At 28.6% G+C, this 18093-nt stretch carries 14 protein-coding genes and 1 pseudogene; 5 read left to right on the forward strand and 10 right to left on the reverse strand.

Annotated elements, in window-relative coordinates:
• Positions 1 to 31: 31 nt before the first annotated feature.
• Positions 32 to 1252: a phosphoglycerate kinase gene (locus tag MC061_RS01175; protein ID WP_259536167.1), complete on the reverse strand. Its 1221-nt coding sequence runs from the start codon at positions 1250 to 1252 to the stop codon at positions 32 to 34.
• 146 nt (positions 1253 to 1398) lie between these two features.
• The gene (locus MC061_RS01180; protein ID WP_259536168.1) at positions 1399 to 2334 is read right to left on the reverse strand and encodes an AEC family transporter; all 936 of its coding nucleotides are present in this window, start codon (positions 2332 to 2334) and stop codon (positions 1399 to 1401) included.
• Between the two features lie 568 nt (positions 2335 to 2902).
• Between MC061_RS01180 and gmk the strand changes: the two genes are divergently transcribed.
• The 3 genes from gmk (at position 2903) to MC061_RS01195 (ending at position 5568) form a co-directional block, all read left to right on the forward strand.
• Positions 2903 to 3490, forward strand: coding sequence for a guanylate kinase (gene gmk, locus MC061_RS01185; RefSeq protein ID WP_259536235.1), 588 nt, complete (start codon positions 2903 to 2905; stop codon positions 3488 to 3490).
• A gap of 232 nt (positions 3491 to 3722) precedes the next feature.
• The gene (gene recR, locus MC061_RS01190) at positions 3723 to 4307 is read left to right on the forward strand and encodes a recombination mediator RecR (RefSeq protein WP_259536237.1); all 585 of its coding nucleotides are present in this window, start codon (positions 3723 to 3725) and stop codon (positions 4305 to 4307) included.
• Position 4308: 1 nt separating this feature from the next.
• Positions 4309 to 5568: a KAP family NTPase gene (locus MC061_RS01195; RefSeq protein ID WP_259536169.1), complete on the forward strand. Its 1260-nt coding sequence runs from the start codon at positions 4309 to 4311 to the stop codon at positions 5566 to 5568.
• Between the two features lie 87 nt (positions 5569 to 5655).
• Here the strand turns inward: MC061_RS01195 and MC061_RS01200 are convergent, their stop codons facing one another.
• The 7 genes and pseudogenes from MC061_RS01200 to serS form a co-directional block, all read right to left on the reverse strand.
• Positions 5656 to 6846, reverse strand: a complete 1191-nt coding sequence (locus MC061_RS01200; RefSeq protein WP_259536171.1) for a dihydrolipoamide acetyltransferase family protein — start codon at positions 6844 to 6846, stop codon at positions 5656 to 5658.
• 119 nt (positions 6847 to 6965) lie between these two features.
• A complete protein-coding gene (locus tag MC061_RS01205; protein WP_259536173.1) occupies positions 6966 to 7979 on the reverse strand; it encodes an NAD(P)H-dependent flavin oxidoreductase in 1014 nt (337 codons plus the stop codon).
• A gap of 307 nt (positions 7980 to 8286) precedes the next feature.
• Positions 8287 to 9504: pseudogene (gene cysS / locus MC061_RS01210) on the reverse strand (cysteine--tRNA ligase); the annotation flags it as partial.
• Positions 9488 to 10153: an exopolysaccharide biosynthesis protein gene (locus tag MC061_RS01215; RefSeq protein WP_259536174.1), complete on the reverse strand. Its 666-nt coding sequence runs from the start codon at positions 10151 to 10153 to the stop codon at positions 9488 to 9490. The pseudogene cysS and the gene MC061_RS01215, both read right to left, overlap by 17 nt.
• 108 nt (positions 10154 to 10261) lie before the next feature.
• Positions 10262 to 10432, reverse strand: a complete 171-nt coding sequence (tatA, locus tag MC061_RS01220) for a twin-arginine translocase TatA (RefSeq protein WP_259536239.1) — start codon at positions 10430 to 10432, stop codon at positions 10262 to 10264.
• A gap of 508 nt (positions 10433 to 10940) precedes the next feature.
• Entirely contained in the window at positions 10941 to 12212 is a 1272-nt protein-coding gene (purD, locus tag MC061_RS01225; protein ID WP_259536175.1) for a phosphoribosylamine--glycine ligase, read from the reverse strand.
• A gap of 24 nt (positions 12213 to 12236) precedes the next feature.
• Positions 12237 to 13517: a serine--tRNA ligase gene (serS, locus tag MC061_RS01230; RefSeq protein ID WP_259536242.1), complete on the reverse strand. Its 1281-nt coding sequence runs from the start codon at positions 13515 to 13517 to the stop codon at positions 12237 to 12239.
• 302 nt (positions 13518 to 13819) lie between these two features.
• Here serS and dusB point away from each other — a divergent pair, with 302 nt between their 5' ends.
• Positions 13820 to 14719 carry a tRNA dihydrouridine synthase DusB gene (gene dusB, locus MC061_RS01235; RefSeq protein WP_410543440.1) on the forward strand — a complete coding sequence of 300 codons (900 nt, stop codon included), beginning with the start codon at positions 13820 to 13822 and terminating at the stop codon, positions 14717 to 14719.
• Here dusB and pheT read toward each other — a convergent pair.
• On the reverse strand, positions 14699 to 17080 hold the full coding sequence (gene pheT, locus MC061_RS01240) for a phenylalanine--tRNA ligase subunit beta (protein ID WP_259536176.1): 2382 nt from the start codon (positions 17078 to 17080) through the stop codon (positions 14699 to 14701). The two genes, dusB and pheT, sit on opposite strands and share 21 nt — an antisense overlap.
• A 230-nt stretch (positions 17081 to 17310) precedes the next feature.
• On the opposite strand from pheT, the gene MC061_RS01245 reads away from it, so the two are divergent.
• Complete coding sequence (locus MC061_RS01245; protein ID WP_259536177.1) at positions 17311 to 18039, forward strand: F0F1 ATP synthase subunit A; 729 nt, start codon at positions 17311 to 17313, stop codon at positions 18037 to 18039.
• The last annotated feature ends 54 nt before the right edge of the window (positions 18040 to 18093 follow it).

Genomic DNA, 18093 nt, shown 5'->3' on the forward strand with positions numbered 1-18093 from the left:
TATATTATATTTATTGTGATATATTATAATACTATTTCTTGATATCAGTAGCATAGTTATTTGGATTGTTTTTTAAAGCAATAATTCCTGGCATTTCATTATTACTGAACCAATTTAAAAAAGCTCCTCCACCAGTAGAAACATATGTAAAATCTTTATCAGTTAACATTGTGCTATGCATTGCAGAGATACTGTCACCTCCACCGATTATGCTAGATAATTTTCCTACATAAGTGAGTCTACTAATTTCTTTCATTAATGCAATTGTACCATTTGCAAAAGCTGAATGTTCAAACATACCCATTGGACCATTCCAGATGAGCATTTTGCTCTTTCTAAGTATAGTCTTTATAGAATGTACAGTCTTAATGCCTACATCTAAAATTGTATCATCATCTAACACATCTTGAATGTTTCTCAGAATACTCACATTATAATTAGAATTTCTAGCTACTAATATATCTTCTGGTAGAAGAATTCTACAATTATTGTTATGTGATGTCACAATACACTCCTCTAATATACTATCAATCCCATCTTGAAAAAAAGATTTTCCTATATTAATTTTATTAAAAAGTAAAAAATTATTAGCAATAGCACCACCTAAAATTAAATAATCAACTTTTTGTGCTAGTGTTTTTAGAATCTTGATCTTATTTAGTATTTTTGAGCCTCCAATAATTGCAGTGACTGGTTTATCTTGATATGATATCGCTTGCTGAAGAAATTTAATCTCGTTTTGTAAACAAAATCCTCCATAGGAAGGTAAAAATCTTGTAATACCTACAATAGATGCATGAGTTCTATGAGAACAAGAAAATGCATCATTTATATATATATCAGCTAGATCTGATAATTCTCTAGCAAAGTCGGAGCTATTAGATTCTTCTTCTTGATAAAATCTAACATTTTCTAATAGAATGATATCACCATTTTTCATCTTCTGAATCTTTAAGAGTACCTTATGTCCAATACAATCATCAATAAATTGTACATCTCTATTGAATATTGATGATACAGTATCAACTATTTTTCTAAGAGAAAGATTATTATTTCTCATAGTAGGACGTCCAAAGTGTGATAAGAGAATAATCTTTGTATTTTGATGTTTTAAATATTGAATAGTAGGTAATACTCTCAAAATGCGAGTAATATCACAAATCTTATCATGTTCTATAGGAACATTAAAATCTACTCTGAGTAATACCGTTTTACTGTGTAGATTACAATGCTCTATATTGGGTATGCTCATTATGATATCACACAGAATATGATAATATTATACATATTATATATCAGCAAGTAAAGAACGACTCATAAAAGAGTATATTGATAATTATAGACCACTTCTCTCTCTTTATAAAGAAATAAAAATAATAATAATAATGATACTTGATATTAGAGATAAATAGGGATAAGTTGAGAAAAAAACAATGATATTACCATAGGTACATAAAATAATCCTACAGTAAAACTAATCAGTAATAATAAAGTAGCTTTATCTGGCTGGTAATTTAAAATACTAGCAAGTACTATACTAGAGCCTGATACTGGGATGATAGCTAATAATAGTAACGCTTTATATATATTTTCATCATATAAACCTATAATAGATTTATCTATAAGAACAATTCCTAATACAAATAATGGCCAAAATAAGTATTTTGCTATTACAGTAGTAAGAGCAAGCGTCCAATCTACTTTAAAACTTTTAATTTGTGCAATACTGACACCAAGTAACATCATACCTAATGTGATAAATGTACTTCTAATATTTAGCATAATATCTATTAAAAAGTTAGGTACTGTGATATTATATATACTCAAAAAGAATCCTAAGATCATTGCATATGATGAAGGCAATTTAAACAGTCGCAACATGCTTTCTCTTGCAGTATAAATACCATTTGCTGCTATATAAAATCCTAAGCTATTTTCAAATAATGCCATACCTATATAACAGATAACATATACAGATATAGTCTCTTCATCGAATAATGCCATAGCAATCGGCAATCCAAAGTATCCCATACTTGTACTTCCTGAACTAAATGCTAATATATTTCTTGTATTATCTTTAAATAAAAAAGAAGACAGATAATATACTAATAAAGACATAGTAATACCAATAAACCATATTAAAATAGGCAAAGAAATAACTTTTAAATTTACTTCTGTACGAGAGACTCCATATAAAATGACTATTGGATTCGCTATATAAAAAAGAATTTGAGATATAGTATTTCTATCACTTTTAAGATATTTACCCGCTAAATATCCAATAAATATTGTAATATAAATAGGTAATATTTTTAGAAAAAGAGTCAGGAACATGCGAGTGTGAATTACAACCTGTCTGATATTGTATGATTGATAACATCACATTAGATATTAAGATATTAGAAAAGTAAATATAATTTTATTACAACACACTCAAATGATAATACATTCTATACTATTGTTAATTTTCAATATATTTCTATAGACAAATCTGTAAAAATACAATATATCATCTCATCATATATATTATAGTATAGATTGAAGATAACATCTCACTAGATATTGCTCATATGAGAGATATGTTATGACTATAACATACGTAAATTTTATTTTAATATATAAAAATATCATAGCATATGTCTTATTAATATAATGAAAACTCTAAAAGAGCTCACTGATATTTCTGAAGAATAAAATAGAAAATAATATATAAGAATTATATAATATTTATAATTAAGATTATTATACAGTATTGACACTATATTAAGGAATACCCATGAGAAGAGAGATTGTAAATGTAAGTATTTATACTTGACATTTTCTTTTTTCTTTCTATCTTTAGAACTGCATTCATGATTAGCTAAAACTCAATTTGTCTTCATCTATTGTTAATCATATTAGAATGATTTTAAAAAATAAAGGTATATTGTTTGTTCTTTCTTCTCCATCTGGAGCTGGTAAGACTACTATATCTGAAAAATTACTTATGCATGCAACGAGTTTAGTGAGATCTATTTCTGTAACTACACGTCAACCTAGACCTGGTGAAATACATGGTAAAGATTATTTCTTTGTTACAGAAGAAAAATTTCACAAACTATGTCAAGAGAATAAGATGCTTGAATATGCAAAAGTTTTTAGACATTTTTATGGGATACCAAAAGATTTTATAGAGCAAAATATTAATAATCAAATAAGTGTGTTACTTACTATCGATTGGCAAGGAGCATTTCATTTATTTAACACAGTCAAAGAACAGGTTGTAAGTATTTTTATTATGCCTCCTTCAATGGGAGAGTTAAAATTACGATTGAAAAAGCGCAATAGTGATCATGCAAGTGAAATAGATTTTAGATTAAAAGCAGCATATAAAGAAATTAATACACGACATAAATATGATTATATAGTAGTCAATGATGATATAGACCACTGTGTACAAGAAATAATTATGATTCTCAATACAGTAAGAAGAAATATATGTGAGACATAATGGTGATTTCTAATATACTTGTATAGTCTGGTACTATCACACATTATCATCTCTAAACATATATAAAAAAAGTTTTGATCTATGTATTTTTTTATTCATATCAATTATCCGATTATAATAGCAAGATTAAATTTTAAGTTGTCGCATCTATAAAATTACCGTATATATTACTTCTCTATATTAAATAGAGTAGTAGAATATTTATAATTTCTTCTTAACTGATATAATGAATATTCATATAAAAAAATTAATTTATGCTTTTTCTAAGCTTCCAGGTTTAGGTCCCGCATCATCACGTAGGTTAGCAATACATTTACTGCAAAATAAAGAGCAAGTGATGATACCACTTGCATTTTTAACGAAAAATTTAGCAGAGATTATAGTAAAGTGTGAATTATGTAATAATCTAGATATTCAATCTCCTTGTTCAATATGTAATAATCCAAAACGTGATTCTAAATTATTATGTATAGTAGAAGGATTAGGTGATTTATGGGCGTTAGAAACAGCTAACATATATTTTGGGTTATATCATGTATTAAGTGGTAGATTATCTGCAATTAATGGTATCACTCCAAAAGCACTGCATCTCGATATTCTTTTAAGAAGGATTTCTCAATCTAAAATTGAAGAAATCATTCTTGCCATTAATTCTACATTAGAAGGGCAAATAACATTACATTATATTGTGTCTTCTCTTAGGAATACAAAAGTCAAAATATCACGCCTTGCTTGTGGTATACCAATGGGAGGAGAGATTGATTATCTCGATGAAGGCACTTTAAAATCAGCAATGATGTCAAGACAAGAAATATAAAATGCAAATTATTCAATACATCTTACGTAAGATTACGATACTATTAAAATTTAAAAAACAAGAAAAATATTTACAACTCACGAAGCTAATTCCTTGGCAAAACGACTATTTAGGTTATCGCAACTTATCAAAGAAATTCAATAATATTACTCTCATGAATCGCAGTGATTTTAAAATAATATTACTAGAAGGATATGAAGGATGGGGTAAGACATTCTTTTTAAAAGAATGGGTACAAGACTTCAAACAAAAGAATATTATTGCATCTTATTATAATGCATGGACTATCAACGCATTAGATCAACCACTCCCATCTCTCTTAAATTTTTTATTTCAAGATTTATTTATTTCCTATAAAGTAAAAAGCGATATGATACGAAAATTTAAGAAGATTCATCATGGCATTTTTTCTTTTAATACTTTAGAAAAACTTCTTCGTAAATCTCCATTAACTATATTAACTTTGTTACTTGATTCTATAAAAGAAACCGATAACAAAGATATTGATTTCGTGTTAAAAGAATTAAGTATTCTACAAAAGAGAGTGGCAAACGTTAAGGATTTTACAATACAATTAGGCAAAATAGTGAATAGTATTAGACGAAATCATAACATATATATTATGGTAGATAATTTAGATATATGTCGTCCTAAATTTATTGTTGATTTTTTAGAATCTATAAAATATATTCTTAATATAGAAGGATTGGTGTTTATTGTTACTGTAAATAAAGATCAAAGTAATGTATATCGCGCTATTCATTCTATTCTTGGGTCACATTATGATCCAAAAGCTTTTTTTGATTTTTCCTTAAATTTACCAAAATCTTCTATAGTGATACTGACGCAAGAATTATTCAGATCCATTAAATTGCCAGTACACGCACAATATTTGATTATTGATAGTTTTATATTATATGCAGAAAGTTTCTTATTATCACCTAAAATAATAGCATATTGTATAAAAAGAGTAGAATTTTATCTTATAAACTATGTATTGACAGAATTACCTGCTGCAACTCTATTTACATTTTTAGTGATACTAGAAGTAATAAATATGAATATATATGAAGAATTAAGTCATGCATATCCAGTTGCATTGGATAAAATTATCAAGGAATTTAAGGATCAGATTATCAAGCATAAAAGTGGTCAGAAAGAGTGGGAAATATTAATAATATATCTACATAATGCTTTTTCGCATGATCAAACATCAGAAATGACAGAAGATGTCAAACAAGTTAAAAAGATACTATTTTAATTCATCTATTATCTCACTATTAATTTAAAGGATAACAACTATGTATTTTTTTAAAAATACATAGTTGTTATCCGTTCTTTATCATTATCATATGTCAATCAGCATTGTGATAGGATGCTCTATATATTTCTTAAAACATATTAAAAATTTTGCACCTAATACTCCATCAATCATTCTATGATCAATCGAGAGAGTCACTGTCATAATTTCAGAGATTGCTATCTTATCGTTAATCACAACCGGTTGTTTTATAGATGCTCCAACTGCCATAATACAAGACTGTGGAGCGTTAATTATCGCACTGAAAGATTTTATACCAAACATACCTAAATTCGATATAGTAAAACCACCACCTTGAAACTCTTCAAGTGCTAATTGTCCGTTTCTTGCTTTCATTACTAAATCTTTTACCTCTTGTGAAATTGATAAAATACCTTTCTTATCAGCATGTTTGATAATAGGAGTAATCAAACCATCCTCACGTGCTACAGCAATTGAAATATCTATATTTGAATATTTCAGTATATTATTACCTTGCCATGAAGCATTGATCTCAGGAAATTGTTTGATGCTACATGCAACTGCTTTAATGATTAAATCATTTATTGTGACTTTATTATTTTTGTCTTCTGCATTAATCTCATTTTTTAATAAAATTAATCTATCAACTTGACAATCTATAGTTAAATAAAAATGTGGAATATCATGCTTGGATTGAGTAAGTTTCTGAGCTATTACTTGGCGAATATTACTTATTGTCACCGTGCTATCTATTTTAGAGGTAATCAAATGTGTAGCATTTTTTGAATATTCTAGTATATCATTTTTAATGATTCGTCCATACGGACCAGTACCTTTTATTTTATTTATATTAATTCCTTGATTATGAGCGAGCTTCTTAGCTAATGGACTCACTCGTATTCTATTGCAATCATCTTGATATGCTTTATCTTGTGATATTGTGTTAATATCTACTGTTAACGTATCTTGTGCTATAGATAAATAACTATCAAGTATACTGTTATCTTCTCCTTCTTTCAGTATTAGTGCTATTAATTGATTGACAGGAATACTACTTGTGCCTTCTAAGACTAAAATTTTTGCAAGTATTCCTTCATCTATAGATTCAAATTCCATTATAGCTTTATCAGTCTCTATTTCAGCAATCACATCTCCTATTTCAATTTTTTCTTGCTCTTTTTTATGCCATCTCACAATTTTTCCTCCAGTTTTACTCATTGTTGGAGAAAGAGCAGGCATTAGTATCTCTATTGGCATATTTGGTATTATAATCTATTTAATTTTTAGTTTAGTATTACTATTATGTCAAATCTTATATAATTAGAAATTCTCATTACTATATAATATATAGATAATATCATTATTTATTTTAATGATTAATCTCTTTTAAGAGATTTACTGTGAATATAATGGTTTGCTTGACTGATAAATATTTCTATCACTTCTTTGACATGCTGTTCTTTGTGAATCATACCTACACTTTGACCTGCCATTAAAGATCCATTGATTATATCTCCATCAATCACTGCTTTTCTTAAAGAATCAGCCCAGAATTTCTCTATTTGAAGCTTACCATCTTCTTTTGAGATATCTCCTTGAGAATATTTATTTATGATCTCTTTTTGTAGTTGTAAAAATTCATTACTTGCTTTATTTGCAATAGCTCTAACAGGAATTACAGGAAAATCAGCACTAAGTTGTATAGATGGAATTGCATGTCTTGATGATGATTTAATCAAAATATCTTTGAAATTTTTGTGAGCTATTGATTCATAAGTACATACAAATAATGTACCTATTTGACATCCACTTGCTCCCATTTCTAGATAGTTTACTATCATTTCACCTCTTCCTATTCCACCTGCAACAAATATTGGAATCTTTTCATTTTTAAAATAAGGTAAGATTTCTTGTGCAAGGACGGCAGTACTTACTGGACCTATATGTCCTCCTGCTTCCATACCTTCTATGATTAAAGAATCTACTCCCATTTTGATTAATCTCTTTGCAAGACTTAATGAAGGAGCAAAACAAATTACTTTAATATTTGCATGCTTAATTTGTTCTATATTATCCTTCTTAGGTACTCCACCTGCTAGTATAATATGACTGATTTTTGTACTAATACATACATCTATTAAGTCACTTAGAGATGGATGCATAGTGATGAGATTTACCCCAAATGGTTGATTAGTACACTGTTGTGTGTTAATGATTTCTTTCTTTAGTAGAGCAGGACTCATTGCTCCACAAGCAATTATTCCAAAACCTCCAGCATTTGAAATAGAAGATACTAAGTTTTGTTCTGATACCCAGCTCATAGCGCCACCTATAATTGCAAACTGAGTACCAAGAAAATATGTTCCTTTTCTCCATAAGTTACTTAACATGGTATTTATCTTGAATCATCTTCAAAGTATTATATTAATTTCTATGTGCAATATATATATCACATATAGTATCTAAATTTTTCATTCATATATACAAAAAAAAGAACAGCATATAGATGATATAAAGATATATTCAAGTGCTTTATATCTCTGATCTATTCCAAATCTAAAAAATTACGATTTTTATTTTAGAGTATTATGAATATTACTATATTCTTGACAAGATATTTTATAATATATCATGTGTTACATCGTTGATTATTGTATCAATTATTTATTCTCTTATAGTCTCGAAATTTTAGTGGTAAAACCACTCTTGATAACTAGATTTTAATAGCCCAATAAATTGAGCATTCTTAACAAGAATTTTAGTTAATTTCCATCGTTCGTATTTATTACTTGTTTTTTTAATTTGTGTAGCTATTTTATGTAAAATAGTGAGAGCTTCTGGAATATTCAAATCATTTTGTATAGTTTTAAGAAAATCTTTCGATATTTCTGTTATATCCTGTATATTGAAAGCATCAATTTTAAAATCAAATAGTAATCGATAAAACTTATTCAAGGACTTTTGTGCGTCATCAAGAATTTTATCTGTCCAATCAAGTGGTTTTCGATAATGAGTTTTGAGTAATGCATAACGTATTACTTCGCCCTTGATACCTTGTTGTAATAATTCTCTGACTTTTACTATATTAAATAATGATTTACTCATTTTTTGTTCATGTACCATTACAAATCCATTGTGTATCCAGTATTTTGCAAAAATTGATCCTGCAAATGCAGATTTGCTCTGTGCTATTTCATTTTCATGATGAGGGAATTGTAAATCTATACCTCCACCATGAATATCAAAACTACACCCAAGCAATGCATATGACATTGCAGAACATTCTATATGCCATCCTGGTCTTCCTTTCCCCCATGGACTATCCCAATAGCTTGCAAGTTGAAAATCAATATGATTTGCCGGTTTCCATAATACAAAATCTCCAGGATGATGTTTATCATGATTAATAGCCACTCTATTACCATATAATAATGAATCAATTTTTTTACCTGATAGTGCACCATATTCAGGATAAGAAGCAACACTAAAATAGATATGTTTATTTACCTCATAAGCATGACCAGATTTTATTAAACGATTAACTAATTGAATAATAGTATGTATACAGTCTGTGACTTTTGGTTCATGTGTTGGAGAGACACAATGAATGCTATGCATATCGTCATGAAAAGCCTGAGTATAATATTGTACTATACTCTTGACATGTGCATTATTTCTATACGCTACATTAATAACTTTATCATCAATATCAGTGATATTACGTACGTATGTTACTTTTTGATAACAAAATTTTAGTAACTGAAATAATATATCATATACAACAACGGACCTTGCGTTACCTATATGAGCTGTATCATATACTGTAGGTCCACATACATACATTTTGACATGCTCTGTATCAATTGGTATGAATCGTTCCTTACACTTTGTTAAAGTATTATATAATAGTACCATATACAAAACTTTTAAAAAAAGATAATACACTCATTATTAGATGAGGCCCTTTGATTATGACAATAAAAGTAAGTATTAATCCACATAATGATATACAAACTCCTAATAGAGATAGAAAGCCATCTTGACTTATAATGCCTAATGAAATAAGAGTAATACCAATTGCAGGCATAAAGTTAGTAAGAGGTAATGGCAAAGCAATAGATAATGCACATATTAACATCATAAAAGCTAAAATTTTTTCACCAGGACCATAGAAAAGAAAAGATAGTCTTGGCTTCATAAATTTCTCTATTTTTTTTAATGTAGGAGAAGTTTTATCTATTATCAGAGCTAGTGTTGAACGCTGAAAAGACTTTTTTTCTAGCCAATTTGGAATCCAAGGAACATGAAACCCAAATAGCAATTGTAATGAGAATAATATCAGAGGTATAGCAAGCATGGTTGTATAGCCAGGTGGTACAGGTATAGGAAGAGAGAGAGGTAAAGAAAATATAATCATTAAAATACCAAATCCTCTCTCATGTAAAGAAGTTTTAATATCGTGTAAAGTGACTTTATCACCATTAGGAAATTTACTCTCTGCAACTTCTCTGAGAATATCAGAAGCTAATTTTTTATTAGAATTCAATTTTCTATTTTTATACACAATATTCCTACATTTTATCCTTTATTCATGCGCATGATTGAATTTTTTTATTATGACATGTGTATATATCACATGTCATAATATGATAATAATATCAAATATAGAAAGCTAACGATCTATCTCATGGTGCGATGATAATTTATCTCCTTCCTTAAGTTCTTGTTTGAGATTCTTAATACCTTTTCCTAAATCTCCCATTACTTGTGGTAATTTACCAGCACCAAAAAGAACTAAAATGATTACTAATACTAAAAATAATTGCCATGGTCCTAAACTCATTTTTCCTCCATTTATCATTCTCTACTTTAGAATATTTATTTTCAATAATCTAATATCTAGACTACATCATCTTGATATAGTTGTAAATCAAGACTTTTTATCTTGATAAGCAAATTTTTAAGGTAAATATTATCTAGTACTTTAACTTTTTTTCTCTTAAAATATTTGATATTTATGTTAAAATTCTCTTTGCTCTTTAAATCTCTATTAATTATTTGAATATTACAATAAATTTCTCTTAAGGTATCGAAGATAATTGCTCAAAGCAATGATTATCATAACATTATATAGCGATACCAATAAAACGCATATTTTAGTGACAATATATTATATGATCACTAATACGAGAGTATAATACATTTATATATTGTGATGTGTACTATACTGAATATGTATTATCACATTGATATCATGAGAGAGCAAGTCATATATTTTGATGATATATCTATATTTTAGTTATGAAGAATATTATGAAGAATATAGTGATAGATAGATGAAAAGGGTATATTTAGCTACCAATATCATATCTAAAAAAACCACCTGGCCATTTTAAATAATGCAATGCTGAGTATACTTTACTTTTAGCTTCTTCTTTTGTTTCACCATCTGCTACTATATTCAACACCCTACCACCATCAGAAATCCAATTTCCATATTGATCTAGTTGAGTGCCAGCGTGAAATACTAATATACCAGGTAATCTAGAGATTTCATTTAATCCTTGAATCATTTCTCCCTTGTAATAATTACTAGGATAACCTTTACTTGCTACTACTACACAGACTATAGATCTATTATTGAACTCTATTTTACTAATGTTAAGATTGCCTTGTGCAACTGATAATATCAATTGTAATAAGTCACAGTTAGGAGAAAGTCTAGGTAAAATCGATTGTATTTCTGGATCACCAAATCTCACATTATATTCAAGAAGCTTAGGACCATCATGACAAATCATCAGTCCAGCAAAAAGAGCTCCTCTATAAGTAATACCTAGATTATTGAGAGCATGCACTGTAGGATGTATGATTCTCTCTAAAATTTCTTGTTCTAGTGCTTGATTAATCAAATCAGGTGAAGAATATGATCCCATACCGCCAGTATTTTGACTATCAAAATTCATATTTACTCTTTTGTAATCTTTTGCACATCCAAATGATACTATCTTTAAACCATCTACCAGAACAAAAAAACTTACCTCTTCTCCAGATAAAAATTCTTCTATAATGATTTTTTTGTTTACATTACCAAATTTTTTCTCTACTAAAATTGCATCTACTGCTGCGCAAGCTTGATCTTTAGTTTGACATATTATGACACCTTTACCGCGTGCTAGTCCATTTGCTTTTACTACAAGAGGAAAGTGTGTTTTTGTACTATAAATAAAATTTTGTGCTTCTTTTGCATCAATAAAGCACTTATAATCGGCAGTTGGGATACCATATTGAGTACATAATTTCTTAGTAAAAGACTTTGATTTTTCTAGCATTGCAGAGTCTCGATCTGGACCAAACACATGTATTCCTATCTCTACTAATACATCAGCTAGACCATCAATAATTAACTTTTCTGATCCAATAATTACTAACTCTATATTTTTTTTCTTACAAAATTGTATAATATTCACTGTATCATCAATCTTAATATCTACAATAGTAGCAAGATTTTTCATAGCATAACGACCAGGAAGAATATACATCTCACTCAAGAGAGGAGACTTGTTCAATGCCCATAATATTGCATGTTCTCGTCCTCCGGATCCTATAACTAAAACTTTCATAATTTCCTCATTAGCAACTCAATTCTATATATTGATAGTACTACTGTTACCTAGAAATGGGCGTAATATCTTTGGAATAGTAATTGAACCATCAGAATTTTGATAATTCTCCATTATTGCAATAATCATTCTTCCTATTGCGACTGCTGATCCGTTTAAAGTATGCACATATTTCTTAACTTGCTTATTATACAGCATGGAATATTTTGTATTCATTCTTCTTGCTTGAAATGCGCCGCAATTTGAACAGCTTGATATTTCTCTATATGTTTTTTGATAAGGCATCCAAACTTCTATATCATAGGCCTTTTGTGCAGCAAAACTCATATTCATGCTACATAATAGCATTATTCTATAAGGTAATTCTAATGTTTTTAATACTGTTTCAACAATACTAATGATACGATGTAGTTCATTATTAGATTCTTCTTGATTTGTAATACTCACTAGTTCTACTTTTCCAAATTGATGTTGCCTTATCATGCCAATATTATCTACACCTGCATTTCCAGCTTCTTTACGAAAACACTCTGAATACGCAGTAACTCGGATAGGTAATTCTTCTTCTTTTAAGATCTTATCCGATACTAAATTTGTTAAGACTACTTCGCTTGTTGGAATTAATCTTAATTCATTCTTAGTGCAATATGAATCATCAGAAAACTTAGGGAGTTGCCCAACATTATACATTGCATTGCTTTTCACAAGAGAGGGATGATAAATTTCAGTATAACCAAATTGATTGACATGCATTTCAAGCATAAAATGTGTTAATACTCGTGCAAGCTTAGCTAATTGTCCTTTTAATATAACAAATCTTGAACCTGAGATTTTTGCTGTTTGTGCAAAATCCATTAAATTTAATTTTTGCCCTAAATAAAAATGAGATTGAGGAATAAAATCAAATATTCTTTTATGCTCTTCATCTTTTTTAATTTCTATATTATCATTATCATGATCACCTATTGGTACGTCTCGTAGTGGAATGTTAGGCAAGTGAGATACAATCTTTAATAATTGTTCTCTATTTTGTTGTTCTTTTAGGACAATTTTATCTATTTTATTTGTGATTTCTTTTGATAATAATATTTTATGTTGAATACAAGCATGATTCATTTTTAGTATTTTGATTTCCTCTGTAATTTGATTACGTTGTTTATGTAAAGCTTGCAATTTAGTAGTAAGATGTCTTTTTTGACAATCGATTTTTAATATCTCATGTACAGTAAAGTCTTTTATACCTCTACTTTGTATTTCTTTTGCAAACTTTTCAGGATTATTACGTATATATTCTATATCATGCATTGTATATTTTATATCATTCATCCAAGATATTGTGAATATACTCACAAATCTCTTAAGACTCAATATTTTCTTAAAATTAAGCGTGATAGTGTGTAATATATCATTTCCTAAATAATACTGCTATAAAATGTAAATATATTGAATCATACCATCTAATGATGAGCAATAGAATTTTCTATAAAATCATTATCATATCTTCAATCTTTATAATATAAATGATATTATCACATATCGTTACTTATAATATTATGTCACTGCAATTAGGAGATTTGATATTTGACAAACCAGTAATTTTAGCTCCTATGTCTGGTATCACTGATTATCCATTTAGAACTCTTGTGAAAAAGCTTGGAGCCAATTTATTAATTTCAGAAATGATTGCAAGTAGAGCTATGATTGCTCAAACTAATAAAAGCATGAGAAAAGCACAAGTTGATGAATTAACTGCTGTACAACTTGCTGGATGTGATCCTGTTATTATTGCGGAAGCTGCAAAATTAAATGAGGACATGGGAGTAAAAATAATAGACATCAATTTTGGATGCCCTGTTAAAAAAGTTGTCAATGGATATGCAGGTGCAGCTTTGATGTGTGATGAAAAAAAAGCCTCAGAAATCATTGCATCTGTGGTACAATCAGTGAAGATACCAGTGACATTAAAGATGCGTACTGGATGGAATGCGCAAAGACTTAATGCTACTAAAATTGCAAAAATTGCTGAAGATCTTGGCATACAGATGATTACTGTGCACTGTAGAACACGAGAACAATTTTATACTGGCTCAGTAGATTGGACATTTGTGAAAAAAATTAAGGAAGTAGTAAAAATTCCAATTATAGTTAATGGAGATATTAGAACTATTAGTGATATCAAGGAATCTCTTGCACAATCTAGCGCAGATGGCATAATGATTGGTCGTGGTATATATGGAAAACCATGGTTCATTCATCAAGCAATTAATTTCCTCAGTCAAAGTGAGATATATGAACCTACAAATTTAGAAAAATTAAATATAATACTTGAGCATTATGATCATATATTAGAATTTTATGGAAAGAATATAGGGGTTAAAATAGCAAAAAAACATATAGGTTGGTATAGTATGGGTATTCATGATTCATCAATATTCCGTGCAAAAATTAATAGTATGTATGATTTTTTAGAAATAAAAGACAATATTTTAGCCTTTTTTAGTAGATGACTCATATCTTAAAATACCTCCTACATTTTGCGAGATCAATTGTATTATTATATTTGAGGCTTTTTGAATTTCTTCTTCATTAAGAGTATGAGTTGGAGAGCATAAAGTTACAGAAAGTCCTATAGACATTTTGTTCAAATCTGAATTCTCTCCATGATATATATCAAAGACTGATGTTTCTACAATAAGTTCTGAACTATGTCGTACTATTTGTACTAAAGTATCGACTGCAACATCATTATTTACAATAAATGCAAAGTCACGTTTTACATGTTGAAATTTATAATCAATAAATGCTTTCTTTTTAATAGGTAGATCTTTTATATTCTGTAATATTAGTTCAAATCCTACAATTTTTTGTCTTACTTCAAACATACTTAATACTTTCGGATGTATTTCTCCAAAATAACCTATTATTGTATTTGCAAAAGATACAGTACCTGATCTACCTGTATGATAATATACTTGTTTGATATCTTCTTTTGCTATTCTACAAATAGTAATATCCTCACAATCAATGTTGAAGATCTCTAATGCAGATATTAAATCAGCTTTTACATCAAAAAGATCTACTTCTCGATTATCATAATAATGATTTCTTGGAATATTCATTCCTGTTCTTACACCACTTAAAACATCTATATCGTAATTCAGAGAAAGATTATGAGTATTATAAATTGGCCCAATTTCAAAAATTGCGAGATCAGATATTCCAGTAGAAAGATTCTCTTTAATGACTTGTAATAAATTTGGGATTATAGTTGGTCGCATAATAGTGTAATTGTAATTGAAAGGATGAGTAATCATAAATTTCTTGTTATGATAGCCGAATTTTTTAGCTATAATATCACTCATAAAGGACCATGTGAGCACCTCATAAAATCCTCTACTTACCATCAAAACACGTAAATCATCTGTGTTATCCCATGATGAAACAGAAGTTTCTAATATAGATTGTTCTTTTATGTTATTAACACCATATATTCTGACTACTTCTTCAATTAGATCGATAGGTAGAGTAATATCTTGTCTCCAACTAGGCACTATTATGTTCCAAAAATCTCTTTCTTGATTTGTAATGATAAATCCTAACTTATTAAAAATATCATGTATCTTGTGAAGAGTAATAGAGATATTTCCAAGTTGTCTAATGTGCTCATAACTTACATTGATATTCATCTCTTGTCTTGTAAGAATACCATCAGATATTATAAATGAATTCAATCCTCCACATATATCTAAGACCATTTTAGTTGCAAGTTTTAATCCACTCAATACAAAATTATGATCGATTGATCGTGATAATCTACAACTATATTCTGTATGAAGATTAAGTGTTCTTGAAGAATACATAATAGAAAGTGGATTAATGATCGGTACAATAAATAAAATATTAATAGTTTGAAATGTACATGCACTATATGTTCCACATATAATACCAGCAATACCATGAATATTCAGATCATCAGAATAAATATCTATTTTCTCATTTAATAGATATTCTGTACCATTTAATGCAAGGCAACTATCTCCATGATTAGCTTTTTTAATTGCTAATGTAGAATGCAATTTATCTGCATCAAATACATGTATTGGGAGATTAAAAGAGATCATAATGTAATGCATAATATCAACTATTGCATTGGTAGTATTCATACCTATTGATGCTAATTTAGTACTTAACCACTGTGGAGTTTCTTTGTTTGAAATATTGTTCATGTATATTCCAATCATGATATTGTCAATATCATGTACTTTGAGATTTATAGGTGATTCAATAGATGGAATAAGATCCGGGATATTTAAAGTTTTTAATGTCCCAATACCAGCAGCAGCAAGATCTCTGGCTATTCCATAAATACCAAGACAATCTCCACGATTTGGTGTGATATTGACATCAATACATGTCTCATAATAAAAAAAGCTAGTGCCTACTTTATACTGATCAGATATAATGATGATCTCATCACTATATGTATTAGATCGCCCTAATTCATACTCAGAACATATTATACCTTCACTTACAGATCCACAAATTTCTTTTTTTTCAACTTTACAATTTCTTTTTGGTAAGACAGTACCAAGAGATGCAAGAACAATGTTTACCCCTTCTCTGAGATTATGCGCTCCGCATACTATTTGAAGTGTGTGAGTACCATCATATACTTGACATAAGTGTAATTGATTAGTAAGTGGATGAGGAATGATCTGTAATAATTGTGCAATAATAAAACCTTCTTGTCTTTCATGCTGAATAATATTTTCTACTTCTAACCCGATATATGTTAATGTATTGGTAATTTCATCTACACTAGCATCAGTATCTAAATATTCTAATAACCAAGAGAGTGTAAATTTCATGAATTTCACGACATACTTTGTAAGTAAAGTACTTTAACATATAAGATCACTCTTTGAAAGTAGTTAGTAGATCTATAAATCTATAGCACGATACGAGTCATTCAATGCATATGTGATATGCAATATTGAATTACATAAAAAATATTTTAGTGATCACTTTAGCACTTGACGCAAGGTAATAAACTAGATATTGATCATCTTATCGTCAAAAAAGATTATAAGTAATTAAAATGTTATTAAATCCTATAGAGCAATTTAAGATATATACAATAATAGAATTACCTCAGTTGTTAGGATATGAAATACATATTACTAATTCTGCTATTTTTATGTATATTGCGATCATCAGCGCAACATTTTTTTTACTGCTTAGTTTAAAGAATACATCAGTAATATTACGATATATGTATATTATGGTCGAATATATATATCAATTTGTAATTTCAATAATAGAAAATAATACTGGTATTAGGGGACTGAGACATATATCGTTGGTATTTACAGTATTCATGTTTATTTTATTCTGCAATTTGCTAGGAATTTTACCTTACAGTTTTACTGTGACCAGTCATGTTAGTGTAACTTTTGCTTTATCAATGATAGTATGTACTTATATTACAATTGTAGGATTTCAAGAAAGAGGAATGAAATTTTTTCGTATATTATTGCCTAAGGGTACTCCATTCTGGCTTGCACCAATGATGATTTTTATTGAATTATTTACATATCTTGCAAGACCTATTAGTTTATCAATCAGATTAGCAGCTAATATGATTGCAGGTCATACAATTATCAAAGTAATAGCAGGATTCATGATGAGTATGAATATATTATTCTCTCCTATCATTCTTTTGTTTATAATATTATTAATCTGGTTTGAAATATTTGTTGCTATTTTACAAGCTTATATTTTTACGTCTTTAACGTGTGTATATTTATCAGATGCAGTAAATAATTGACTTAATTGATTTCAGACGATAGAATCGGTTCTGTACAAAAATACTTAGTTAGGT

This window comes from Wolbachia endosymbiont of Howardula sp. (assembly GCF_025021925.1).
Lineage (GTDB): Bacteria > Pseudomonadota > Alphaproteobacteria > Rickettsiales > Anaplasmataceae > Wolbachia.

Coding starts and splice junctions, on each gene's coding strand:
- tatA (WP_259536239.1), bottom strand. CDS start 10,432: ATGAGTTTAGGACCATGGCAATTATTTTTAGTATTAGTAATCATTTTA.
- gmk (WP_259536235.1), top strand. CDS start 2,903: ATGATTTTAAAAAATAAAGGTATATTGTTTGTTCTTTCTTCTCCATCT.
- dusB (WP_410543440.1), top strand. CDS start 13,820: ATGTCTGGTATCACTGATTATCCATTTAGAACTCTTGTGAAAAAGCTT.
- MC061_RS01245 (WP_259536177.1), top strand. CDS start 17,311: ATGTTATTAAATCCTATAGAGCAATTTAAGATATATACAATAATAGAA.
- MC061_RS01200 (WP_259536171.1), bottom strand. CDS start 6,846: ATGCCAATAGAGATACTAATGCCTGCTCTTTCTCCAACAATGAGTAAA.
- MC061_RS01205 (WP_259536173.1), bottom strand. CDS start 7,979: ATGTTAAGTAACTTATGGAGAAAAGGAACATATTTTCTTGGTACTCAG.
- MC061_RS01195 (WP_259536169.1), top strand. CDS start 4,309: ATGCAAATTATTCAATACATCTTACGTAAGATTACGATACTATTAAAA.
- pheT (WP_259536176.1), bottom strand. CDS start 17,080: ATGAAATTTACACTCTCTTGGTTATTAGAATATTTAGATACTGATGCT.
- MC061_RS01180 (WP_259536168.1), bottom strand. CDS start 2,334: ATGTTCCTGACTCTTTTTCTAAAAATATTACCTATTTATATTACAATA.
- purD (WP_259536175.1), bottom strand. CDS start 12,212: ATGAAAGTTTTAGTTATAGGATCCGGAGGACGAGAACATGCAATATTA.
- serS (WP_259536242.1), bottom strand. CDS start 13,517: ATGCATGATATAGAATATATACGTAATAATCCTGAAAAGTTTGCAAAA.
- MC061_RS01175 (WP_259536167.1), bottom strand. CDS start 1,252: ATGAGCATACCCAATATAGAGCATTGTAATCTACACAGTAAAACGGTA.